General features: G+C 53.7%; 21 protein-coding genes and 2 pseudogenes. 3 read left to right on the top strand and 20 right to left on the bottom strand.

Annotation, left to right across the window (positions count from 1 at the left end):
• The first annotated feature begins 218 nt into the window (after positions 1-218).
• Together PG731_RS07805 and PG731_RS07810 are read left to right on the top strand one after the other, a co-directional pair.
• Positions 219-1,175, top strand: coding sequence for a DUF418 domain-containing protein (locus PG731_RS07805; protein ID WP_270773193.1), 957 nt, complete (start codon positions 219-221; stop codon positions 1,173-1,175).
• A 2-nt stretch (positions 1,176-1,177) separates the two neighbouring features.
• Positions 1,178-2,221: a trypsin-like serine protease gene (locus PG731_RS07810; RefSeq protein ID WP_270773194.1), complete on the top strand. Its 1,044-nt coding sequence runs from the start codon at positions 1,178-1,180 to the stop codon at positions 2,219-2,221.
• A 134-nt stretch (positions 2,222-2,355) separates the two neighbouring features.
• On the opposite strand, the gene PG731_RS07815 is transcribed toward PG731_RS07810, so the two are convergent.
• Positions 2,356-2,646, bottom strand: coding sequence for a hypothetical protein (locus PG731_RS07815; protein ID WP_270773195.1), 291 nt, complete (start codon positions 2,644-2,646; stop codon positions 2,356-2,358).
• Positions 2,647-2,704: 58 nt separating this feature from the next.
• Positions 2,705-2,872, bottom strand: a complete 168-nt coding sequence (locus PG731_RS07820) for a hypothetical protein (protein WP_270773196.1) — start codon at positions 2,870-2,872, stop codon at positions 2,705-2,707.
• 155 nt (positions 2,873-3,027) lie between these two features.
• On the opposite strand from PG731_RS07820, the gene PG731_RS07825 reads away from it, so the two are divergent.
• Positions 3,028-3,609 carry a zinc ribbon domain-containing protein gene (locus tag PG731_RS07825; RefSeq protein WP_270773197.1) on the top strand — a complete coding sequence of 194 codons (582 nt, stop codon included), beginning with the start codon at positions 3,028-3,030 and terminating at the stop codon, positions 3,607-3,609.
• A gap of 663 nt (positions 3,610-4,272) precedes the next feature.
• Here PG731_RS07825 and PG731_RS07830 read toward each other — a convergent pair.
• The 18 genes and pseudogenes from PG731_RS07830 to PG731_RS07910 all read right to left on the bottom strand — a co-directional run.
• Entirely contained in the window at positions 4,273-5,268 is a 996-nt protein-coding gene (locus PG731_RS07830; RefSeq protein ID WP_270773199.1) for an AbiH family protein, read from the bottom strand.
• Between the two features lie 95 nt (positions 5,269-5,363).
• Positions 5,364-5,540 carry a type IIL restriction-modification enzyme MmeI gene (locus PG731_RS07835; protein WP_270773201.1) on the bottom strand — a complete coding sequence of 59 codons (177 nt, stop codon included), beginning with the start codon at positions 5,538-5,540 and terminating at the stop codon, positions 5,364-5,366.
• 26 nt (positions 5,541-5,566) lie between these two features.
• The gene (locus PG731_RS07840) at positions 5,567-6,298 is read right to left on the bottom strand and encodes a type IIL restriction-modification enzyme MmeI (protein WP_270773202.1); all 732 of its coding nucleotides are present in this window, start codon (positions 6,296-6,298) and stop codon (positions 5,567-5,569) included.
• Positions 6,267-6,425 (bottom strand): annotated as a pseudogene (locus PG731_RS09250) (type IIL restriction-modification enzyme MmeI); the annotation flags it as partial. The pseudogene PG731_RS09250 and the gene PG731_RS07840, both read right to left, overlap by 32 nt.
• 623 nt (positions 6,426-7,048) lie before the next feature.
• Positions 7,049-7,354 carry a type II toxin-antitoxin system YafQ family toxin gene (locus PG731_RS07845; protein WP_270773203.1) on the bottom strand — a complete coding sequence of 102 codons (306 nt, stop codon included), beginning with the start codon at positions 7,352-7,354 and terminating at the stop codon, positions 7,049-7,051.
• Positions 7,351-7,623 (bottom strand): type II toxin-antitoxin system RelB/DinJ family antitoxin, encoded by a 273-nt coding sequence (locus tag PG731_RS07850; protein WP_270773204.1) that lies wholly within the window; start codon positions 7,621-7,623, stop codon positions 7,351-7,353. Before PG731_RS07850 ends, PG731_RS07845 begins: the two co-directional genes overlap by 4 nt.
• Before the next feature lie 420 nt (positions 7,624-8,043).
• Entirely contained in the window at positions 8,044-9,279 is a 1,236-nt protein-coding gene (locus PG731_RS07855) for a DUF6688 domain-containing protein (protein WP_270773205.1), read from the bottom strand.
• A gap of 535 nt (positions 9,280-9,814) precedes the next feature.
• Positions 9,815-13,171 (bottom strand): type I pullulanase, encoded by a 3,357-nt coding sequence (gene pulA / locus PG731_RS07860; protein ID WP_270773206.1) that lies wholly within the window; start codon positions 13,169-13,171, stop codon positions 9,815-9,817.
• Between the two features lie 400 nt (positions 13,172-13,571).
• Positions 13,572-13,817 (bottom strand): preprotein translocase subunit SecG, encoded by a 246-nt coding sequence (secG, locus tag PG731_RS07865; RefSeq protein WP_006681051.1) that lies wholly within the window; start codon positions 13,815-13,817, stop codon positions 13,572-13,574.
• Positions 13,818-13,960: 143 nt separating this feature from the next.
• Positions 13,961-14,737 (bottom strand): triose-phosphate isomerase, encoded by a 777-nt coding sequence (gene tpiA, locus PG731_RS07870; RefSeq protein ID WP_270773208.1) that lies wholly within the window; start codon positions 14,735-14,737, stop codon positions 13,961-13,963.
• A 3-nt stretch (positions 14,738-14,740) separates the two neighbouring features.
• Complete coding sequence (locus PG731_RS07875; protein ID WP_270773209.1) at positions 14,741-15,931, bottom strand: phosphoglycerate kinase; 1,191 nt, start codon at positions 15,929-15,931, stop codon at positions 14,741-14,743.
• A 125-nt stretch (positions 15,932-16,056) separates the two neighbouring features.
• A complete protein-coding gene (gene gap / locus PG731_RS07880; RefSeq protein WP_101627740.1) occupies positions 16,057-17,064 on the bottom strand; it encodes a type I glyceraldehyde-3-phosphate dehydrogenase in 1,008 nt (335 codons plus the stop codon).
• 198 nt (positions 17,065-17,262) lie between these two features.
• Entirely contained in the window at positions 17,263-18,246 is a 984-nt protein-coding gene (whiA, locus tag PG731_RS07885) for a DNA-binding protein WhiA (protein ID WP_101627741.1), read from the bottom strand.
• Positions 18,247-18,268: 22 nt separating this feature from the next.
• Positions 18,269-19,273: a gluconeogenesis factor YvcK family protein gene (locus tag PG731_RS07890; protein ID WP_270773211.1), complete on the bottom strand. Its 1,005-nt coding sequence runs from the start codon at positions 19,271-19,273 to the stop codon at positions 18,269-18,271.
• A complete protein-coding gene (gene rapZ, locus PG731_RS07895; RefSeq protein WP_101627743.1) occupies positions 19,274-20,221 on the bottom strand; it encodes an RNase adapter RapZ in 948 nt (315 codons plus the stop codon).
• 19 nt (positions 20,222-20,240) lie between these two features.
• The gene (gene purT / locus PG731_RS07900) at positions 20,241-21,467 is read right to left on the bottom strand and encodes a formate-dependent phosphoribosylglycinamide formyltransferase (RefSeq protein ID WP_270773214.1); all 1,227 of its coding nucleotides are present in this window, start codon (positions 21,465-21,467) and stop codon (positions 20,241-20,243) included.
• A 114-nt stretch (positions 21,468-21,581) separates the two neighbouring features.
• On the bottom strand, positions 21,582-23,594 hold the full coding sequence (gene uvrC / locus PG731_RS07905; RefSeq protein ID WP_270773215.1) for an excinuclease ABC subunit UvrC: 2,013 nt from the start codon (positions 23,592-23,594) through the stop codon (positions 21,582-21,584).
• A 62-nt stretch (positions 23,595-23,656) separates the two neighbouring features.
• Positions 23,657-23,836 (bottom strand): annotated as a pseudogene (locus PG731_RS07910) (hypothetical protein); the annotation flags it as partial.
• Positions 23,837-23,949: the final 113 nt, after the last annotated feature.

Genomic DNA, 23,949 nt, shown 5'->3' on the forward strand with positions numbered 1-23,949 from the left:
GCCCATAAATCGAGAGATTCACACACACATTTTGTCGTTTAACCCTAGCTTTTGCTATCGCAAACTGTCAAAATAAAATCCAGAAGACACTCAGAATTCTCTAAATATTTTGCCAGATTTGGCAGTTACTTATAGATAGTCGTTTTGACACGTCGGTTTTAGAGAGCCTGTTTAGCCAAAGAACAGTTCTCTAAAGTATGAGTAAAGGAGAGAACTGAGTGTCTAAACCTTCACGAATCGTGGGGCTTGATGTAGCGCGCTCACTCGCGATCATCGGAATGATAGTTATCCACATGGCCTCGCTACTTTGGAGTACCAAAGTAATACTCTCTGGCCTACCCGCATCATTATTTGCCGTCATCGCCGGCGCGACGATGATGATTATCGGACGAAACTACACCAGCACCACTTTCTTGCGGCTGATAGCCCGAGGCGCTTTAATCATCCTCATCGGCCTGGCACTACTGCCCGTGGGTGGACAAATTCAAGTGGTTCTCATCGTAATGGGCCTAGTAATGATCCTAGTTTCCTGGATGCCCGCATTGGGAACATGGTGGAGGCTCGGTCTATTTATTGCCGCCACAATCGCCGCAACAATCGTTTACGCCCCCATCGAACTGCCACAGATTTATCCGCTATTGGCATGGATTGCATACTTCATCGGCGGCATGCTTCTTTTCGATGTGTACCTGCGCGGCCGACTACAACGCGATGCTGGATCGAATACCAGCACTAACACTCGACTGAGCTGGATCGTAACCGCTATCAGCGTTGTCATCGCTGGTATCGGCACCTACTTCCGATTTGACCCAAACATTCCCAGCTGGCTCAGCTTTACCGGTCACACCGGCGTCGTAGGCGAAATTATCCTCGCCGTTGCCGTTGCAGCCGTAGTGATTCACCTGTGCCTGATTGTAGGAGACCACTCTCGGATCGTGGCCTATCCTTTCGCGGCCATGGGAACAATGTCGCTCACCATTTACATTCTGCACATTCTTACCGCTTTCTACTGGCAGCAAAACGTCGCGTTGCATTCGACTGTGTCAGCAACCGGTTTCATCGTGTTTTTCCTCGTCGCAGCCAGCCTTTGGAAGAAGTTTGTAGGACAGGGGCCCGCTGAGAAACTCGTTGCCACCACAATCAAGGCCATTGTTCCTTCTAAGAAAGGGAATTAACCGTGAAAAAATCATATTTTTCGGTCGCTGCCATTGTCAGCGCCACCCTGCTCATGACTGCCACCCCGGCTCTCGCACTCGAATATGGCGAGCCGGCGCCAGAAAATGCGGAAAGCAGTTCCGTTGCTGCGCTCAAAATGGGAAAAATTGGCAGCTTTGGTGACTGCACGGGCACACTCGTTGCCGACCAGTGGGTACTCACAGCCCGCCACTGTCTAGAGTCAGTCAACAATGAAGGCACTCAGGCACGCATCGCTGGAAAGGTCTACAATGCTGATTCCTGGGCTCTTTCACCCACATCTGACGCGGGGTTACTTCACCTGACTGAGAAAGTCACTAACGCCACCCCCGCAAAAATCTCCCACGATATTCCAACACCGGGACAGACAGGAACTCTTTACGGTTGGAGTAGCAGCTCGTCAATGGCACGATCTGGACAGCTACCAATGGCCAAAATGGTTGTCAAAGAACTACTAGGTGGTGCACCTTCCGGTTCTAACACGCCGAGTGCTCCCGAAACCCCTTCCGATTCCAAGGCACCTACCGGCGCTGATGCATCTACAGAGACTGTCCCACCACAGGCTCTACAGTCAGAACCTGGAATGTCGCAATCCGGCCAAACCGAGTCTAATCCTGAGGGAATGAAAGAGGCCCCAGCCGACAACTCCATACAGCCTAGGATCGAAACCTCTATCTTGGATGTGCAGTCAGTTTCTAGAGCTGGCATGCAGGGCGGTGACTCTGGTGGCCCGTTCTTTGTCGACGGAAAGCTTGCGGGACTTGCTACCGCCGCTGGAACTGCCAATGGGGACCCGGACCTGCCCTCCCCTAGTGCTGCAATCACCACAGTTGCAGGCACCGCCGAATGGATCGACAACATTATCTCTGGCCACGACACCCAAAGCGTTCTAACTGCAGAAAACACTCCTGCACCGCCGAAGAACATTCAAACCAGCGGCGATAACATTTGGGGCTACCTTGCGATCGCACTCGTAGGCATTGCTGGTGGAGCAATCGGCTCACGTATCCGCAATGCGCGCCAGTAAGGATTCCCACTGGACTGTCTAGCGAATAGCGTTTCGCCCTTTGAAGCCGCCTCCCAGAAAACACTGGGAGGCGGCTTCAAACATTAGCTCTTTTACAGTCATGTGCCCCGTATCTGCCCCTTGCCTACTGAGGTTTACAACCGATCAGCATTTTTGAACCTACCGGGACCGTAGAAAGCCATTTGCCGCTCACCCCACCAAGCGAGGAACTCCTCTGCGGTTTCACCATTGTGCTCGCAGTCGAAAGCACAATCGAATGATGCGATGATTCCCCCACTTGCCTCGGCAAGCGCCGCAGCGGCCAGCCCATAACCTGTCGAAGCCACAGCGGGGTCACCAAAGTTCCTGTATTCAAACCAGTAATGGTCTTGCTCCAGCACCTTTGCAAGCCGATCAGGAGGAAGCAGATCCTCAAATTCTTCCACTATGTCCCACAAGCCAAGATGTTCTGGCTTCGACTCGAATGGGTAAACCAAGTCCTCCTCACACAAACAAACGGACACTCTCTTGCCGGGCAGTATGCCACGAGACTCCCAGTTTGGGTGCGACCGTCTGACACGCGTCTTGAATCGACAACCCCTCGGCAAGGATCCGATCCTCCACCAACCGGACAACCCGGTCCTTCGCTTCCTGATCAAATTTCTTCGGCATAATCCAGATTTTCCCATCCACTTAAACGGAAGAAAACCTGGGGCACTTCACGGCTGTGTGAGAACAGGTACAAGCCGAACTCGCCAGGCGCGCAGGTAAAGGTAAAGCCAACGCGCATCCGTTCGCAGGCAAAATCATTTGCGCTAATTGTGTGTGTGGGGGGGGGGGGAGTTTTCGGCCGTAAAATCTGGCATTCAGCCAGCAAATACCGCCGCTACATCTGGCGGTGTAACAACAAATACAAGCCCGGCTACCACTGCACAACCCCACACGTCACCGAGCAACAAATCAAAGACGCCTTCGTCCAAGCCCTCACCGAACGAGTCAACAGTGACACTGCGCTCGATGATGCGATGCAGATACTCGACGACACCGTCTACAACACGACAGAACTCGAAAAGCGCCAGACTGAGATCGCTACGCGGATGGAAGAAGCCGTAGCATTAATGAACCAACTCATCATCGAAAACGCCAACACCGCGCACGACCCTGACGAATACGATGAACGTTGGCAACAGCTCAAGCAGCGCTACCAACAGCAAGAACAAGAACACCACACGATCAGCGACCAGATAACCGATCTCACCACTCGCCGAGCACAAGCCAAAGCAACCCGCGATTACCTAGCCACCCAACCACCACTCGAATACAGTGACCAAGCGTGGAACACCCTTGTACAGAAAGCGCTTGTAAATAGTGGTTGCGATATAGAGGTATGCCTTAACGGCATGCCCTAATCACCGTCGACAGGCAGTGAGCAGTTCATGCAATGCTCTTTGGCTGTGACGCTTCAGATGCGTTGGGTGAATTAAATAATTAGACTTCGGGGCGTGGATGAACTGATATGGGGGCTTACAGCAGGCCAGTGGAGCGCGATAGCTGCAGTTGGAAGCGTAATCGCAGCTTTGGGATCTTTGCTCACTGCTTTAGTGACTAGGAGTGTTGCGAAGAAAAACTTTCATCTCACTCGAAGAATCCATAGGGAAAGCGGACCTCTCCCAATTCTCACTGTATGGCGTGAACGTAGCACAAAAGATAATTCACACGTATTAATTGCTCGAGTGGAGAATGTGGGAAGAACTGCCTGTGAGGTTTCGCCTCCAGTCATTGATCAGCTTCGTAACGGACGGCCTGTAGTTGTGGATCCCTACGTCAAATTCACCGAGTCGAACAAAAGAGTGAAGATTGCTCCGTCTGAACATATTGACTGGTCGCTTGATGTAGGGCAGCTAACGGATGAGCAACGGCGACGAATCGTGTGGATACATGTAGATACCAGAGCGTCAGGCGGCGGGGCGTTACGAGAGAAAGTCCTTTTAGGTGACTCTCATTGCATAAAAGATAGAATTCGTCTTCTTTTGAGCTAACGCGGCAATCTTTTCGTAGAGTCGACTCGATAATCATTCTGCACTTTGGGAATCCGCTAGTTCCTTAAGAAGTTTAGAATCCTCGAGTGGGATCGTGAATACCGATTGTGGGCAGCAACGTTGTATTGCAGGAGTCGCTTTTGTTAAGGCCGAGTAGTCTTGTCTGTCGCGTTTGATCAAGTACCAAGGAGTTCCAGGAGGGCACCTTCTGCTTAATTTTTCAAGATAGGGCAGATCAACTTTGCCGAAACCGAAACCGTAGAACACCACACCGGAGACATCTCCAAAGTCCAGCGCGTCTAAAGCATTCAGATTTAGCACTTTACGTGAGGCTTCATGAAAGTCGTACACTAGATCGTTTCCAGCTCCATACGCATAATCAGCTTCTTGCCTAGCCGGTTCGCCGTGACCAAATCTAAAGTCAGCAAGATCGCCTTGTTCACATCCGTGAAGATGAACGATCTCGTTACTTGGCACACCGTAAGTCTTCTCTAGCGTGCGCGTGTAGTTGAAGGTGAGGAATTTTCTTGGCATAACCGAAAACAAGCTACTAAACGAGGGGTGCGCTGCTGCAAATTTTGTGGAAAGCTCAGAATTTACCCATTCGTGGAACAGTGGAAAAATCTCCATCAGCGTATGCTTGATCCAGCCAGAATGATCTTCAATTCGAGCTGTGTTTTGCCAGTAGTCGGGATCCCCATCTCGATCAGTCGCGTCAAAGTCATCGAAAATAGTTTCAAATTCTAGGACTCCTAGACTCGTCTCCAGATCGTTCCACCCATCAGCCGTACCGCAAGTAGACATTATTCTGCACAAGAACTTTGTGGCAATCTCTTCCGAATAGTCTTCATCTCCTTTGGGTAAAATTCTCGGGCTTAGTTCGTCCGACCTAATCCAGCAATTAACGTGGTCGTCTGAACAAGGAGGTAGCTCTTGTCTGCTATGAAGCCAATCTCGAAAGTCTTGATAACGCGAAGGAATATGATGTTGAAGATCAAAACCGTTGCCGATTACCCAGAGTAAAGTCACCTAATTCTCCAAAGCCGCGAGCCAGCCCAACAGGTGAAGCAGGCACCCAAGAATCATTCTTGCACCCAAAACCCTGCTTGTATCAAAATGAGCGTCTAAACATCAAAGAAGCTGAGCCCCGCGATTTTTTCGTGGAACTTCTCCAGCCGGTTGTGCCGAGCACGCTCCCCCAACGTCGGATCCGACAAAATCTGTTCCAGCTCCGCCTTCAAATCATTCAGGAACAGCGGCTCAATCACCCGATGAATATTCTCCGGCGACGTGTAGTGCATGCCCCCTTCGCGACGAGTGTCCGGGTTCAAAGTCGACTCGAACACGCCACCAAAAACTGTGGCGAAATCTGCGACCAATCCGTGTTATCCGACACCTCTTCAAGCAAGAAATCTACAATCTCCTGCGTAAGGCCCGGCACCTCCACGTCAGCCTCAAATAAACCGCCATTAACATATGGAAAAGCCTTCAACGACTCCGAAGCATACGGATCACGCTCAGCATCTGGCGTCCTTAAGTAAGCAAATAACTCCTTCAATGCTAGCCGAGCGCGATCTGCAGGCATCGGCTTCAAATACCGATAGAACGAGTCCTTGCGGAACAATCCGGCGTCCTCGGCAAACAATAAAAACACCAGCCGCACACACAAGACGTTCAACGAATGCTGAGACTGCGGCGAATCCGGGTCAATATACTGCTCGCGCACCATGTCATAAAGCTTGCCGATACGGGCACCAGCATCCAGCGAAACCTTCTCTTCACGGCGGCGGCGTTGCATTTGCGGATCAACGAGGAAATCTAAAAGATGAAGCTGTTCAGGCAACTCATCTAGTGTGAACGACACGTATGTTTGCGCCGGATCATCAGTGTCCAGGTCATGAATGCGGAACTCGTTGAAGTCGCAAACAATGATCGTGTCCGGTCGCTCCGAGTTACGCAGCGAATCTGTGTAGCGTTTTGCTTGCTCAAAAGGCGTTACCAGGGTGTTCTGACGCTTCTCGGGCCTATCAAGATCTACGCCATAGAGATTTCTGCTCAATAATGGTCTTCGCATCGCGAATCGTCACGTCAATAAAACCGCGAGCAGTAGTCGAGTTTTCAAAACGGACGTTAGTGGTGACGTCTTCCATTCCAACAACATCGCGAAGTAGCTCAAGCCAAAAGGATGCCGTATCGCCCTTCTCGTAGCCACGCCCCTTCCATCTTCCAGCGAAAGTCTTGGCCCTCGCCTTGCGCTACAACTCCGCTTGTCGGATCACGATCCTCTCCCTCAATCACCACAAGTTTCAATAACCAGCCAACAAAACCGGTTGCCTTCTAAAACTACCGGGTTTTTCTCGTTAAAGGGACTTCCACACGGAACCGGCAACTTAACTAGCAAACACATCATTTGAGGAACTAAAAGCACCAGCCAGTAATACGCGCCTTGTAAACCTAGCCTCGCAATCGCGCCTATTTTCGGCTCACGTCCAAGATAATGGGCACATGAGCAACACGAGCAGACCGCTTCAACCATTCGGTAATTGACCGCATTATCTGATTGCTCTCACGCTCGGCATTACGACATAGACGGTCACAGGCGTTTTTCCTTGTTTTTATGCCACCACTGTTACGTCCGCGCACTTCTTCTACTCCATCGGCGTGACCAGTACAGAAATGGGTGAATACCAACAAGGTTGTCCCGTTTACGATGTTGCGAACTAAGATCAGGAATGCACAATCGCCTGGTCGGATAACATTGTGTAGGAGATTTTAATTGCGGGAACTGTAATCTGCTTGGGATTATCGCTCACCGACGAAACAGCTCGTCATGTGATCCTGTTCGTTGAAAATAGGCAAACCCGCCGTCAGTTTTCCAGATAACTAGCCAGTCGCCCGCATTCGCAACGTGGCACTCATTGCTACCATCCCACTCACCAGAGAGCCTGTGCATCCGGTGCCTGCGTTTTAGGATTTCAATAGATTCCTGCGTATTGTCCAAAACCAGATCAACCACAGATTCCAGTTCTGCAAGGTCCCATTGCCGCTTGATGGCCTTCTTTTTCAGATCTCCACTGAATGCCGAGGTGAACTTCGCCTGTAGGCGCCTGCTCATGCCAAGGCTGCTTCGATAAGGTCGCGGCCAGTCGCATAACTTTCGCTACTGCCCGAGGCAATCATCTCCCGAGTCTCGCGGATAGCTCGGAGACTTTCCTCGTTTGGACGCTTGTAATCGAGAGACAAAGGAATCGAGTTGGTATTTACCATTTCCGTAAAAAACGCCCGCACGACGGAAGACAGGTCAAGCCCGTACGATTCCACAACACTTGCCGCCCCGTCTTTCAACTCACTATCAAGACGGATAGTCAGATTACTTGACGCCATTTTCCCTCCATCCACAGTTTGCACTCACAGCTTACAACGCTTGTTAGTGCAAAAACAACGTGATGTGCGCCCAGCCAACTAGAGGTCTTCAACTAGCACCGAAAGTTGGACTGAGAAATCAATTAGCGACTAGTTCAACCAAAGGCATGAACCCATTGGTTGGATAAACCTCGATAGTGGTTGACATGCCCCATCTCACGGGCCGCAATAACAGTTTCATCACCAAGGAGTCACCAGAGGGCTAGTAATCATACGAATTAAAGATCGGTTCGCAACGCTGAGAACAAGCTCTTTACTTCTTGCCTTTGTCTTGTTTTCCTACGAGCATGAGGCAGACGCGAGCGAGAAAGCCGGTAAGCGAAACGCTAAGTAACCTGGCCTGACGCCCTCCAAACACGGGCGTTAAGTGTACGGCCTCCGTTAGACCGTGTACTGGAGGGCTATGCGATCTTCCGGATGACGATCATTCAGATAGAGGACAGCCAGGAAGAACCACTCCGCTGGTTTCATCAAAAACCACACAGCATCAGCCGCCCACTGCGATCTAATCAGCTTGGCAACCGGGAAGCCATACGTGTCATACAAGCGACGAATAACCCGATGAGTTCTGGGCACACGCTCTTCCAACACCTGCTCAAACGCATTTGCCACAAGCAACTGGCGATTGACAACGACCGGCCGACCATGACGCAAACCCATACGAATCGGCTTTACCACCGCTCGGTGTCCGCCAGTCGCCACGGTGCAAAGGTAGTGCTCGTCAAAATACACGTTTTGCGGGGCAACCTGCTGTGACAGGTTCCAGTCACTGGTCTGCGTAAATGCTTGCACCACTAAGCTTGGCGACTGGCCAAACAAAGCTAGAATCCCGACCACCACCGCAAGTAGCGGGAGCGCCGCTACAAACCCTAGAAGAGGCCAGCGATTCGCATCAGCCACCATTGCATCCAGTTTGCTCAATATCGAGGAGCCTTCGATGCGGCCTCGTCTATCTTCATCAGCTTCGTAGGCTCGAACTTGGATCGCAACTGTTTTCACCACAATCGCAAGCACAGCCAGCAAAGGTAGAATCAGCAGCGCGTCTAAGGGCTTTTCAAAGGTTGTGATCTGGATAGTCCACGTCAGGCCGAACGCGCAACCCAAGTAGAGCCCCGCAATCGCAATCACAACTACGAGGGGCGGCAACTGCTTGGCCTCGTTGAAGCGCAAAATGAGGAACCCGACTACGAACAGTAGCGAGATGAACAGCACGTGTGGCCATGCCCGGGTGTAAATCGGCGCGTGGGTTTGGTAGTTTGCCAGCTGAACGTGCCAGTCAGCAGTCGGCACAACCTCTTTGAAGAACCCCAGGTATCCGAACTCATAAACCGCTATGACGCACAGGGTCCAAACGTCCAGGCCCGCATCGAGAACCGGCAGGTCCTTGCCGCTTGCCGCTTTAACCGCACGGATTATTTGGCTGACAGTCAGCGCTACTGGGTAGCCGGCCACGAGTGCGATGAGGGCTCCTCCAACCAGAATCTGCCCGAAAACCTGGCTCGCGCCTGAAGGAGGTTGAGATGCGAGGCTGGCAATCGCTCCGGCAACTCCGATCAACAGCGCTAAAACGATTCGCGAAAAAGAGGGGTGTTTGCTGGCGTAACGGTACAGCTTCACTTGTCCTCCTCTCCTGCAAAACACGATACACGCGTTCTCTAAACCCTTGAACTAGCGCAGAACTTTTCTGCCATAAAGTGGTTAGTTCCGTTGACGCCACACATGCAACGGGCGCGACTCCAGATAGTTTGAAGTCGCGCCCAGTATATGCGCGTGGTGAGCGAACATTGTCGATTACTACTGTAAGTCGCCCTAGAACGAGTGGAGCCCCGCGGGTTAGCCTTCCAGCCAAGCGATCTACGAGCATACGCATCGCCCGATCCTTAAACTCCTACGAATACCACTTTGGCCATACCCCAATCCTCTCAAAACAGGTAGGAAGAAAACCCAGGACGCTTCACGTCATGCTTCACCCCAATTCCAAAAGGAGAACTAACTTTCTTTACAAACCAGCCTAGCCCGCCCGCGTCCTCCAGGAAAATGTGTTGTTTTCCGGAGGACGACGGGCGATATTTGCCTGCAAATCACGCGAAGCTTTCCCTCTCGACCGCGCACAAGCAGATAGCGAATTCGTAGGGGGGAATACCCGCGCTAGTTATCCACGTTTGTGAGCGCGGAAAGTGACCATAACTCCCGAAGCCCCTAACAGCAGCGAGATGAGTACCATCTCGGGCACGCCAGCTCCCGTCTTCGCCAGCTCCTCTGCACTGCGATTTTGGACAGACTTCTTGCCCTTTTCTGCGGGTTTAGGAGTCGGATTCATCGGGTCAGCAGCAGGCTTTTGTGGATGCGGTTTTACATCCGGATCTGGCTGCGGTTCTGGGTTCGGGTTTGGTTCCGGTTCAGGTTGTGGCTGAGGGTTCGGGTCTCCCCCTGGATCGGGATTCGGATTTGGATTGGGTTCCGGATTTGGTTCTGGCTCCGGTTCTGGCTCGGGCGCCGGGGCCTCCCTCACCAATAAAATGCTTAAAGGAGGTACCGTAACTTTACCGTTTGAAGTGAGCGTTACCGGTTTTTGGTAAACGTCCAATCCTTTAATCATCACCTCGTATTCCCCAGCCGGCAAAGGTGCCTCCCAAGCCTGTTTGTCTGCATTCACGTACGCGAACGCATCGGCACTTTCTTTACCATTCTTAGTTTTCACCGGGAACGCATTTTTTACGGTATACCCCACATGATTAGTAGCAATACTTTCTCCACCGGCAATAATTTCGTGCGTGTACTTCTGGTTTACAGCGTCGTAACTGCCCTGACGCATAAAATCATATTGCTTACGGAACTTGTTTAAATCCCGGAAGAACTTTACTTCCTTTTCGTATTGCTGAGCCCGGTCATAGTTGAAAACGTTGACCGAGTCGGGAGACTTATACGAGTTGTGATCCCCCGCTTTGGTGCGCAAGAATTCCTGCCCGGCGTGGATGAATACTGCGCCATTGGCCAGGTACTGGGTGCCGGTACCGAGGGCATGCCGCTGAGCTACTTCACTATCGGGGGTATCTGCCGGCAAACTTCCTTTCAATTTATCGAACATGGTGTAGTTGTCATGGGCTTCGTTGTAGACCACGGATTGGTCTGGTCCCAGATATTTACGCACATATTGGGCGCCCTTGATATTGTTCAACAAATCCCAAGAGCGTTGTTCTTGGTTGGCGCCACTGATAAAACCGGTGTGGTTCAACTCGAAGTTATCGCCCTTTACGGTGTCGCGATACTGGTCATTGAAGAACGAGATTCCGGGCATCTGTTTCGCGTTTTCCTGGTTAGCCGCTGCTACCCCACTGGGATGGTTACCCATCTTCCAGCCCTCACCCAGAATCACAATCGAGGGATCAATCTTATTTAGCGCTTCCCGTACCGCTTTCATAGTTTCCACGTCATGGATACCCATAAGATCGAAACGGAAACCGTCAATATCGTAGTGCTTTGCCCAATAGGTAACCGAATCAACAATGTATTTACGCATCATCAGTTGTTCAGAAGCGGTTTCATTGCCAACTCCGGTCCCGTCTTGGAACTTACAGTTCGCATCCATCCGGAAATAGTAGTCCGGGACAGTTTGCTGCAACGGAGATGTTTCCGGATTGTAGACATGGTTATAAACCACATCCATAATCACTCGCATATCATTAGCATGCATGGTTTCTACCATTGACTTTAGCTCCAGGATGCGCGAGGTGGGATCCGCCGGATTGGTCGCGTAAGAGCCTTCGGGAACGTTGTAGTTTTGGGGATCATATCCCCAGTTATATTGGGCGTTATAGGAAAGATCGCCCAGCTCATCTACAGACCCGAAATCAAAAATCGGCAATAACTGCACATGGGTGACCCCTAGAGACTTTAGATAATCCAGACCCGAAAGATTCCCTTCCTTGGTTTTAGTACCCGCCTCAGTGAGCCCCAAGAACTTACCCTTATTAGTAATGCCATTATCAGGGCCGATGGTTAAATCGCGTACGTGTGCCTCGTAAATAATCGCGTCCTTCATCGAGGTAAATGCGGGCATCCGTTTGCCATCCCAGTTGCTGGGTACAGTTTTATCGGGGTCAATTACCACGGTACGGGTACCGTTGGCGGTAACCGCCCGGGCATAGGGATCGATAGCTTCGTTAACCTTGTCACCCGCGAAATGGAGACGGTAGCGATACTGCAGTCCCTTTTGGTCACCGTCGAACGTAATCTCCCAGGTTCCCTTTTCCCCTTTGGTCATGGCAGCGACTTTTCCGTTCTCGGAATAGTTAACGAATTCGACTGCTTGGGCAGTGGGCGCCCATACCCTAAAGGTGGTTTTTTCCGGGGAGTAAATAGCCCCTAACTCGCCCTCGTAAAAATATTTGTTATTAAATTCCGCGGTATGTAAATCCGCGCAATTGCTGGTGGATCCGGGTTTGGGAATGTCGGATTCCGAATAGTAAACCTTGGGGTCACCCTGCACAATCCAGATTTCCGCCTTCCCCTGGGGAAACTTGGTAACAAAGAGGTCGTCGGGAGTGTTTTTCTCTGCCCATTCATTTCCGGCTTCCGAACGGCGCACAATCAAACCAACTTTTTCAATCCCATTTGGGTCTGTATGAGTAAGGGTGGCGGTATGGTTTCCATCAAAATCCGCTCGCTTTCCTTCCTTACCCGGAAGCCAAGTCCACACATTCCAGTTGTCATATTTATTGTCGGAACGCAGGTAGTGGACAGTCACCGTGACCTCGGTAGGGAGGGCAGGGGGATTTTCGGCGGGTTTTAGCTGGTAGCTGCCATCGGTTTTTATATCAATCCCGCCCGGAACCGGGATATCCTTCAAATCAGAGGTTTGCCACGCCCAGTCGTTTGTCGCAGTAGAGCGGCGCACAATCAAATTAACTTTTTCATTCGGAGCCGGAACAGTGACTTCGGCGGTCAGATTGCCTGCCTCATCCTTTCCGGTGAAAGCCACGGGGTAACCACCAGAACCCTCGGTCCACACCCACAGGTTATATTCCGATGCGGGCACATTGGGATCGGGGGTAAAACTCACCTTTAGTTTGCCGTCTGCTGCGGGTTCCAGTCCGTCCTGGTTATAACTGAAACTACGAGCATCCCACCTAGTGAAAACCGAGTTCCCCGGTTTCGCGCCAGTAAACACGGTGGATTCCCAAACTCGATTTTCACTCTGTCCTGGCTGTAAGGAAGTGGTGTCCGTGCGGTACACCCGGAAGTTCAAGGGATCGCCTGGCGCCAGAATATTTGTGTTTATATACCCTTCTGGTTGCTGGCCGGAGAACATTTGACTTTGCTTTGCCTGCCCATCAGCCCAGTACTCGACTCGGTAAACAGTTAAAGGGTTTTCAACGGTCGGATCCGGCTTGAAGTTCAGGTACATTACCCCGCTATTGGGTCCCGCGTGAGCTAAGGGAGTGCCTGCTATTACCAGCAGAAAAGCGATAAAAAATCCCAAAAAACTTCTACTAATTCTTGTTTTCACTGGTCCTCCTCGACCAATAGGCGTAGGCGGCAACATCGCCGGAAACGTTCCCGAAACCATGGTATCAGACTTCAAATAAGACATGAAGATTGGGTTAATACCCAAAACAGGTAGGAATAAAACCCAGGACGCTTCAGGTTTTCTCACAAGTCCAACAGTGTCACGAATCCTCCAACGCCTATACAAAGACCTCACCGATTCAAGACCCACACCGACCTGCCTAGCCGAACCTCTATAACCAAACCCCTGCTCAAACAAACCCACCAACACCGCCCACCGCTCATAAGTCAACTGAGAACTCAAATGCATACAAATCCCCCGGAAGAAAACTGAATAAATCAGTCCAACTTCCGGGGGACAGCTCAGTGGTTGGGGCCCAAAATTTCGAAAGACTAACGGGTCAGAAAACCCACTTTTGCATCAGACCGTAGGCAACGATGCACACGACCCACACGATCAAAATGCCGAGGGTGATTCGGTTCAGGTTACGCTCTGCAACACCGGATGAACCGGCGGTAGACGAAATGCCACCACCGAACATATCGGAGATACCGCCACCCTTGCCCTTGTGCATAAGGACCGTGAGGGTCAGCAAAAGGCTGGTCAGCACGATGAGGACGAGCAGGGTAATTTTGAGTGCGGTCACTGTTGAATCCGATTCTTGAGTAGGCGATACACGCGTAAGCGCATCGCTGAAACGTAACTGTCGCTAGTCTAGCGGGTTAAAGCCCGAGGGAGCCAACCGGCAAGCCGGTTGGCTCCCCTTCAGAGTCAATTGTTAAGAATTGCTCAGGCGTAGAAGCGTGCCATCTCGGCGAAGGAATCAGCCTTCAGCGATGCGCCACCGATGAGTGCGCCATCGATGTCGGGTTGAGCCATGAGTTCCTTGATGTTGCCCGGCTTTGCCGAACCACCGTAGAGAACGCGGGTTGCTTCAGCGGTGTCTGCGCCGAAGTCTTCAGTCAGTGCTGCGCGGATTGCACCGCAGACTTCCTGTGCATCTTCGCTGGTCGCGGTTTCGCCAGTGCCGATTGCCCAGATGGGTTCGTAGGCGATGACGATCTTGGCGACGTCTTCAGCGGACCAGCCAGCGAGTGCTGCGCGAATCTGGCCGAGGACGAACTCAACGTGGGTGCCGGCCTTGCGGATTTCAAGGGCTTCACCGCAGCAGAGGATCGGAGTCATGCCTGCGTCGAGAGTCTTACGTGCCTTCGCACCAACGAGTTCATCGGATTCGTTGTGGTACTCACGACGCTCCGAGTGACCCATGACGACGTAGGTGCAGCCGAGCTTATCGAGCATAGCGGTGGAGATTTCACCGGTGTATGCACCGTTGTCGTGGATAGAAACGTCCTGTGCACCGTACTTAATGCCGAGTTCATCGGCGTCAACGATAGTCTGAACGGTACGGATGTCAGTGAACGGAGGAATAACCAGGACCTCACACTTGGAGTAGTCGTGGTTGTGATCCTTCAGTTCCATTGCCAGGCCCTGGACAAGGTGATTGGCCTCGAGGTGATCGAGGTTCATCTTCCAGTTGCCGGCCATCAACGGGGTACGTGCCATTTTTCAGTCCTCCAGAACTGCGATACCCGGCAGGACCTTGCCCTCGAGGAGTTCGAGGGAAGCGCCACCACCGGTGGAAATGTGGGAGAAGGTGGATTCGTCGAAGCCGAGGGTACGAACTGCAGCTGCAGAGTCGCCACCACCGATGACGGAGAACATGTCGCCGTCAGACAGTGCCTGAGCAACTGCCTTGGTGCCTGCTGCAAATGCCGGGAATTCGAAGACGCCCATCGGGCCATTCCATGCGATGGTCTTCGCCGATGCAATTTTTTCGGCGAAGAGCTTCTGCGATTCAACGCCGATATCGAGGCCCATCTGGTCATCCGGAATAGCGTCGACAGCAACGTTGGTTGCCGGTGCGTCAGCTGCGAACTCGGGAGCAACGACGACGTCGACCGGGAGGACCAGTTCAACGCCACGCTCTGCTGCTTCGGCGATGTAGCCCTTCACGGTTTCGATCTGGTCTGCTTCGAGCAGGGACTTGCCGACCGAGTAGCCCTGAGCTGCAAGGAAGGTGAAGACCATGCCGCCACCGATGAAGAGGCGGTCAGCCTTCTTCAGCAAGTTGGCGATAACACCGAGCTTGTCAGAAACCTTGGAACCGCCGAGGACGACGCCGTAGGGGCGCTCCGGGTTCTCAGTTGCTTTGCGCAGGGATTCGATTTCCTTCAGAACCAGCAGGCCGGAAGCGGAAGGAACGAGCTTGGCGATGTCGTAGACGGAAGCCTGCTTGCGGTGCACAACACCGAAGCCATCGGAGACAAATGCATCGCCGAGTTCTGCATATGCTTTGGCCAGTTCTTCGCGTTCTTCGTCAACTTTGGAGGTCTCGCGTGCGTCGAAGCGGACGTTTTCGAGAAGAGCGATTTCGCCTTCACCGAGAGCTGCAACGGTAGCCTTGGCGGATTCGCCAACAACGTCGCCTGCAAGGCTGACGGGGGCGTCGATGAGTTCGCCGAGACGAGCTGCGGCAGGTGCCAGCGAGAATGCCGGATCGACCTTGCCCTTCGGGCGACCGAGGTGAGCCATGATGATAACTTTGGCGCCAGCCTTGGTCAGCAGGTTCAGGGTCGGCAGTGCCGCGCGAATACGACCGTCATCGGTGATGACACCGTCCTTCAACGGAACGTTGAAGTCAGAACGAACCAGAACGCGCTTGCCACGCAGTTCGCCGAGAGTTTCGATGGTCCTCATAGAACCAACCTTTCATTAAAGGGGCGGAGTATCCGCCCGAAAATCGTGAGTACACAAGCGCCCGCACACCTCATAGGGGGTGCGCGGGCGCAAGCGTTTGCTGATCACAGCGTACGAGGTGCGATTCAGGCGAGCTTCGAGCCAACCAGAGCGGTCAGCTGGACGAGGCGGTTGGAGTAGCCCCACTCGTTGTCGTACCAGGACAGGACCTTGACGAGGTCGCCGATGACCTTGGTCTCGGATGCATCGAAGATCGAGGAGTGCGGATCGCCGACGATGTCGGTGGAAACGATCGGATCTTCGGTGTACTCGAGGATGCCCTTGAGTTCGCCTTCAGCAGCAGCCTTGACTGCAGCGTTGAGGGATTCAACGGTGACGGGCTTCTCTGCCTGGAAGGTGAGGTCGGTGAGGGAGCCGGTCGGGGTGGGAACGCGGACTGCGAGGCCGTCGAACTTGCCAGCGAGCTCCGGGAGAACCAGAGCAACAGCCTGTGCTGCGCCGGTCTTGGTCGGGATCATGTTCAGTGCTGCTGCACGTGCACGACGCAGATCCGAGTGCGGTGCGTCAAGGACGCGCTGATCGCCGGTGTAGGAGTGGATGGTGGTCATGATGCCACGAACGATGCCGAACTCCTGGTGGAGAACCTTGGCCAGCGGTGCGAGGCAGTTGGTGGTGCACGAAGCGTTCGAAACGATGTTCATCGTTGCGTTGTCGTAATCTTCGTGGTTCACGCCCATGACGAAGGTGCCGTCAACATTCTTCGCCGGAGCGGAGATAACGACCTTCTTGGCGCCAGCTTCGATGTGAGCTGCAGCCTTGGTGCCATCGGTGAAGAAGCCGGTGGACTCCACAACGACCTCAACGCCGAGCTCGCCCCAGGGGAGGTCGGCCGGGTTGCGCTGTGCGAGGACCTTGATGGCCTTGCCGTTCACGATAATGGAGGATTCGTCGTAGGAAACTTCACCATTGAAACGACCGAGAATCGAGTCGTACTTGAGAAGGTGAGCGAGAGTCTTGGTGTCGGTGAGGTCGTTCACTGCAACGATCTCGATGTCCGCGCCCTGCTCGAGTGCTGCGCGGAAGAAGTTGCGTCCAATACGGCCAAAGCCATTGATGCCAACGCGGGTGGTCACTATTGTCCTCCTGCTCGTGCCCTGCACGGGCACGTTTTCGAATGTGCAACCGGTATCCGCACGGTGCGAATCCGGCCCGCAGTTATCTGCGGTTCTAGCAAGACCTAATTTACACCCCACGGTGGTCTACGGCACCTTCAGTGGACGAACCCCTACGTGGCAATAATAACGTTCGCAGCTTGAGGTGGACTAAAGTCCTCAGTCGTCCTCGAGCATTTCGATCGTGAGTGCCGCTTCCGTATCCGGAATCCCACGATCGTGAGCAACCTTGTCAGCCATGGCCAGCAGGCGACGAATACGACCGGCAACAGCATCTTTCGTCAACGGCGGATCCGTGTGCTTTCCCAGTTCCTCCAAGGACGCCTGCTTGTACTTCAGACGCAGAGTTCCCGCTTCAAGAAGATGAGGCGGAATGTCGTCGCCGAGGATTTCGAAGGCACGTTCTAGTCGGGCTCCCGCGGCTACAGCAGCACGCGCAGAACGACGCAGGTTTGCGTCATCAAAGTTCGCCAGACGATTCGCCGATCCACGGGCTTCGCGCTTCTCTCGACGATCCTGCCACGTCTTCTGAGTAGAGGAGGCCCCCATCTTGCCAATCAGTTGTCCGATGGCCTCTGAATCGCGGACAGAGACGCGGTCCGTGCCTCGTACTTCTTTCGAACGTGCAGCGGCGCCCAACTTTCGCGCACATCCGACCATAGCGAGCGCAACCTCGGGTCCTGGGCATGTCACTTCCAGTGAAGTCGAGCGCCCGGGCTCCATCAGCGACCCACGCGCAAGGAACGCTCCACGCCAGACCGCGGCCGCTTCATCGTTCCCCGACGCCACCAAGGTGGCAGGGAGACCGCGTACTGGCCGGCGAAGAGAATCGACAAGACCGGTCATACGAGCAAGCTCGTCAGCCTTATGCACAACGCGAACAACAAAACGCTTACCGCGACGCAGCGAACCACCTGAAACAACGACAACCGTTGATTCAGCGTTGTAGAGCGTCTGCAAAAACAGGCGAAGACGGAGCGCCGCTGCGGGGGTATCCAGCTCTGCTTCGATCAGAATGTGGCCGGAAACAAGGTGCAGTCCACCAGCAAACCGCAGAATCGCAGCGGTTTCAGCAGCCATCTCAGACTGAGTTTGTGGCGCAACGCGCGCAAGTTCATCTTTTAAGTCAGTAGTTAGTGACACGTTCATTTCCTCAGATGTCGCTTCAGGGCAGCCAAGTCTCAGTTTTGCCGACTTCTCCAAGGAACCCGTCAAACGCATCCCTCAGTGCTGCGGCAAGGCGGAGCGGGTCGTGGTGCGGTTGTCCATCACCGGTACGAACCTGTCGAAGTAGGACGCGAGCGCCCAACCCCTCTGAAGCAACAATAAGGTCGTCGACATCATCGATGGCGGTTGGATCGGCAATAATCACATCCAGTTTGAAATCTGGAGCATAGTCACGGATCACGCGAACATGATCGGCAGTGGTCATACGATCTGTCTCGCCACGCTGGCGCGATAGGTTCAAGATCAACGCACGGTGGGCATCGGTCGTCACAAGTGAACGGTGAACGTCTGGCACCAACAGATGCGGAATCACGGACGTGTACCACGAGCCAGGACCAAGCAAAACCCAATCCGCCTGTTCGATCGCCGTCCCAACTTCTGCTGGAACACGCGGGCTTTTGGGAAGAAGACGAATATGTTCGACAGTTCCTGGAGCAACCGCCACCTTCGACTGTCCCGAAACCGTGTACTTACGTCCGTCATCATCCATGTCCGCTTCGATCTGGAGAGGATCGATGGACATTGGAAGCACACGGCCGCTCGCACCAAGAAGACGCCCAACCCAATCAAGACCCTCAACCGGGTCGTCAAGCAACTGCCACAAGCCGGAGATCAAAAGGTTACCTAAAGCGTGCCCATTCAACGGCCCGGTTGTTTCAAGACGCGTTTGCAGGACATCACGCCACGTCAGACCCCACTCGGTTTCTTCGCAGAGAGAGGCAAGAGCCATGCGAAGATCACCGGGTGGCAGGATCTCCATCTCTTGACGCAGGCGACCTGATGATCCCCCATCATCGGCGACGGTAACTACCGCAGTCAGCGATCGCGTGATGTGGCAAAGAGCGCGCAGAGTGACGGAAAGACCGTGGCCACCACCGAGAGCGACAACGGAAGGACCGGTTTCTCCGCGTAGTGTCCAACCTGCTGCATCGACGTATGACATTTACTCTCTCCCGAGATCACGGTGGTGGACTCGGACAGGATAGCCGTTTTCACGAAGCCTGTTGGCAATCAGTTCCGCACATGCGACCGAGCGGTGCTGACCGCCGGTACATCCAACGGCAATTGTTGCGAATGGTTTGAGCTCACTAATGTAGCCCTGAAGCATGGGGGCAAGCAGGTCCGCATATGACACAACGAACTGTCGAGCTCCGGGCTGATCCAGCACGTAATCCGCAACCGGCTTATCGCGACCGGTCAGATGACGGAGTTCATCCACCCAGTACGGGTTCTTCAAGAAACGCACGTCAAGCACATGATCAGCATCAATCGGGATTCCTCGTTTGAAGCCGAAAGATTCAACTGTGATTTGAAGCGGACGATCACCCTCCCCCGCAACGACATCGCGGATATGACGCGTCAGGTCATGGACGGACATATTCGACGTGTCAATCACTTCATCTGCGATGCGACGAACGGGAGCAAGCATACGTCGTTCGGCTTCAATGCCGTCCAGGATTGTCTTCTGCCCCTGCAACGGGTGCGGGCGACGGTTGGACTCGTAGCGTTTCACCAGAGTGCGTTCGTCTGCCTCGAGGAAGATAACCCGGTAGGCGACACCCATATCTCTCATCTGGTCCAACGTCTTCGTCAGATCGGCAAAGAATGTGCGTGAGCGTACGTCAACGATTGCCGCCAGACGGTGGACGCCTCCGCCTGCCGGTGACATCATGCCGACCAATGCGGGCAACATTGATGGTGGCAGGTTATCGACGACGTACCAGTCGAGGTCTTCAAGCGCTCTGCCTGCCCCGGTACGTCCAGCGCCAGATGCACCTGTGATGATGAGGACCTCGTTCGATGCTATGGGGGCAACGACCGGGCTGTTCACGTCAAGCAACGGGATGCCTGCGGGTACGGTTGGCGGGTTGTTATCGAGTTCGTCAGTCATGGTGTAACTATCGCACTTTTCAATTGTTTTCGCCGGGTAGCAACGTTGCTTCAACAAGCGTGATAGCGTCGGCTCCCCGATTTGCGCGCTCGCGTGCCTGGTCGCTGCTGGCACCGCTTGCCAGAACAACGCCGACTCGACGACCGGCTCGCGTGACGGGCTTGCCGAATATCCTGACCCCATCGGCCTTGGACAAGGCTTCGGCGACGCCTAGGTATTCGGGGTGTTTGAGGGGTTGTGTTGATGTGATGACTGCAGATGCACCCGGTGTGCGTAGCGTCGTATCGATGGGCAGGCCGAGGATTGCGCGGGCGTGAAGCTCGAACTCAGACTGTGCTTGGGACGCCATGGTGGTCATGCCAGTATCGTGCGGGCGTGGGGATAATTCCGAGAACCAGACGTCGTCGCCCTTGATGAAGAACTCGACGCCAAAGAGGCCGAGAGCAGGCGATGCTCCGTTGGATGCCAATGCGTCTGTTACGAGCTTCGCCATGGCCTGGCAGCGTTCAAGCGCCAGTGGCGAGATCGCTGCCGGTTGCCACGATTCAACATAGTCACCATTGACCTGTCGGTGTCCGATGGGACTGCAGTAGGACGTTTCGATTGATTCGCCATTCCACCAGCGGACGGTCAGAAGCGTGATTTCGCAGTCGAACCGTACTTCTTCTTCGACGATGACTTCACCAGTTTGAGAGCGTGCGCCTTCCTGAGCCGCATTCCAGGCCTCATCAACCTGTTCCTCGGAGGTAATACGGGACTGTCCGTGGCCAGACGATGACATTGTTGGTTTGATGAAAGCAGGCAGGCCGGTGTGATTCAGTGCCTCGCGAATATCATCGGCGCTTGAAGCAAAGCGGAACTGAGAAGTGACAACACCGTCGAGGTTCGCAGCAAGGCCACGAATGCGATTGCGATCCATCGTTGCTTGGACGGCAAATGCGTTGGGCACGATACGCGTGTCCTGATGCGTTGCTTCAAACTTTGCCAGTGCGTCAGTGGCGATTGCTTCAACTTCGGGAACAACAAGGTCTGGTTTCACCCGTTCGAGTAACGCGAGAAGCTCGTCGTCATCCGACATATCGAGAACCGCGTACTCGTCGGCGACCTGCATCGCGGGAGCTGCCGGGTAGGCATCTACAGCAATCACGTATACGCCGTAGCGTTTCAGACAGATTGTGACTTCTTTTCCGAGTTCTCCGCTACCCAGCAGCAAAACGCGACACGGAAGATGAAACGCCGGCGTCATAGTGTGCTCCCCGTTGGTGAATTGAGTTTTCTTCAGGTTAGTGGACCAAAGCGCGTGTGTGCGGGTTCGCTCACGTTTGACTTGGGCGACTGAACGAAAGATTCACGAGGCCGATCAGGTTTGTTCGGGCTGTGGATTCAGTGTTTCGAGGATCGATTGAGCAAGCACTGGGCCAATACCGGGCACCGAAGCTACGTCGTCGACGCTTGCTTTGCGCAGTTTTTTCACTGATCCGAATCGCGTGAGTAGCGCTGATTGTCGCGCCGGGCCGACGCCGTCAATGGTGTCAAGGACGGACCTCGTCTGTGCTTTCGTTCGACGCTTACGATGCTTCGTAATTGCGAATCGGTGGGATTCATCGCGCAAGTACTGCAGCAAGTGGAGGGCAGACGAGGCGCGCGGGAAGATCATCGGAAAGTCGTCGCCGGGAATCCAGACTTCTTCGAGACGCTTAGCCAATCCCACAAGAGGAATGTCGACGCCAAGATCATCAAGTGCAGTACGCGCTGCGTTCACCTGAGGCAGACCACCGTCGACGACCACAAGGTCGGGCCGATAAGAAAACCTGCGTGGCTTTCCTGTGAGTGAATCAATCGGACCGGACTCGAAGGCGACGCCCTCATCGTCTTCACCAGCAAGCCCTGCTTCTTCTGCAAGCAGACGGGAGAAACGCCTGCGCAGAACCTCGTCCATCGCGGACGTATCATCGGGGGTGCCGTTGCCATCTGTGCCTCGAATATTGAATGTCCGATAAGCGTCTTTACGCGGAGCACCGTCTTCGAAGACGACCATGGAACCGACCTGGTGGGTACCCATGGTGTGCGAGATGTCGTAGCACTCAATGCGGAGCGGGGCAGCATCCAGTCCGAGGTTTTCAGCCAGTTCTTCAAGTGCTTGAGAACGAACTGTCAGATCGCCTGCTCGTTTGGTCTGATGGAGTTCCAGCGCCTGGCGAGCGTTCTCACGCACCGTTTCCATCAGCTGGGCTTTCGGACCGCGCGAGGGCACGTGAATACGCACGGACGCCCCTCGCACTTCACTCAGCCAGGAAGCAATCGTTTGCTTGTTGTCCGGCTCGATCGAGACAAAAACTTCGTGCGGAATCGCCGACGTTGGAGTGTGTGCGATGTCGTCAACCGACTTCTTTTTGACCTTCTCGCGCCTTGTCGGGGTGCTCGGATCAGAAGGAGGAAGCTGCGAGTAGACCTGCTCAAGCAAACGGGCCATCAAGACCTGTTCATCTGCACCATCGACGCGATCGATCACCCATCCTCGCGTGCCACGAATACGACCACCACGAACGAAGAAAACGTGGACAGCAGCATCGAGTTCATCAGCAACAAGCGCGAAGACATCAGCGTCTGTACCATCATCTAGGACAACAACGTTCTTTTCCAGAACGTTCTCAATCGCTTTCAGGTCATCGCGGGCCTTCGCGGCAGTTTCAAAGTCGAGGTGCGCTGCGGATTCTTTCATCCGTTCTTTCAACTCACGGACAATGGGACCGGTCTTCCCCTCCATGAAATCGCAGTAATTCTGCGCAAGCTGACGATGATCTTCTTCGCTAATCGCACCGATACAGGGAGCGGAACACTTGTCGATATGTGCCAGAAGACAGGCTCGTTTTTGGGCTTTCGCACGCTGAAAAACACCCGGGGTGCACGTACGCACGGGGTAGATACGTGAGAGCAAATCGATCGTTTCACGAATCGCCCACACCTGCGTATACGGGCCGTAGTAACGCGTTCCGGCACGTTTCGCCTGACGCGTGACATGAACGCGGGGGTATCTCTCCCCCATGGTCACAGCCAAGTAAGGATAGGACTTATCGTCCTTAAACATGACGTTGAACTGTGGATCAAACTCTTTGATCCACGTGAATTCAAGCGTCAGGGCTTCAATTTCGCTACGAACAACGGTCCATTGAACGTGCGTCGCCGTAAACACCATTTGGCGCGTACGAGAGTGAAGATTGCCTGGATCCTGGAAATAGTTCGTCAGACGATTGCGAAGGTTCTTTGCTTTACCGACATAGATAACTCGACCGTCTTTATCGGAAAAACGATAGACGCCCGGTGACGAAGGAATATCACCGGTTTTCGGACGGTACGTTGACGGGTCGGCCACCCGAATATTGTACGTACCTGGGTGCGCGTATGCCGACGCAGAAGATGATGATGGACAGCTGCAGTAGCCAGAAGTGACGGGATTGGCGCCATTTCAGCGTTTGTTTCACGGTCAGAAAGAACGAGGAATGAAACACCATCTTCGACCAGAACGTCTCGCCACGCCAGAACGCGCAGCCCCTCTTCACGAGCAATCGCTTCAACCGCTGCCACTGCGCGCATCGTGTTCATTCGCCGGATCATAGAGACCAATGGCGCGCTGTTCACGCACTCGAGCACTCATGATGTCTCCTCGCGTCGAAAGTGCATCTATTCCACAATTGCAAAGTAATAGTAAACACTTTTGGAAAGAACAG

It is taken from the genome of Pauljensenia sp. OF14-1SRA (assembly GCF_027694595.1).
Lineage (GTDB): Bacteria > Actinomycetota > Actinomycetes > Actinomycetales > Actinomycetaceae > Pauljensenia > Pauljensenia turicensis_B.

Excerpts from the sequence above, each read along its gene's own strand:
- PG731_RS07835 (WP_270773201.1), bottom strand. The coding sequence starts at position 5,540 with ATGCACTACACGTCGCCGGAGAATATTCATCGGGTGATTGAGCCGCTG.
- PG731_RS07850 (WP_270773204.1), bottom strand. The coding sequence starts at position 7,623 with ATGGCGTCAAGTAATCTGACTATCCGTCTTGATAGTGAGTTGAAAGAC.
- tpiA (WP_270773208.1), bottom strand. The coding sequence starts at position 14,737 with ATGGCACGTACCCCGTTGATGGCCGGCAACTGGAAGATGAACCTCGAT.
- PG731_RS07820 (WP_270773196.1), bottom strand. The coding sequence starts at position 2,872 with ATGCCGAAGAAATTTGATCAGGAAGCGAAGGACCGGGTTGTCCGGTTG.
- PG731_RS07875 (WP_270773209.1), bottom strand. The coding sequence starts at position 15,931 with ATGAGGACCATCGAAACTCTCGGCGAACTGCGTGGCAAGCGCGTTCTG.
- purT (WP_270773214.1), bottom strand. The coding sequence starts at position 21,467 with ATGACGCCGGCGTTTCATCTTCCGTGTCGCGTTTTGCTGCTGGGTAGC.
- PG731_RS07845 (WP_270773203.1), bottom strand. The coding sequence starts at position 7,354 with ATGAGCAGGCGCCTACAGGCGAAGTTCACCTCGGCATTCAGTGGAGAT.
- rapZ (WP_101627743.1), bottom strand. The coding sequence starts at position 20,221 with ATGACTGACGAACTCGATAACAACCCGCCAACCGTACCCGCAGGCATC.
- PG731_RS07890 (WP_270773211.1), bottom strand. The coding sequence starts at position 19,273 with ATGTCATACGTCGATGCAGCAGGTTGGACACTACGCGGAGAAACCGGT.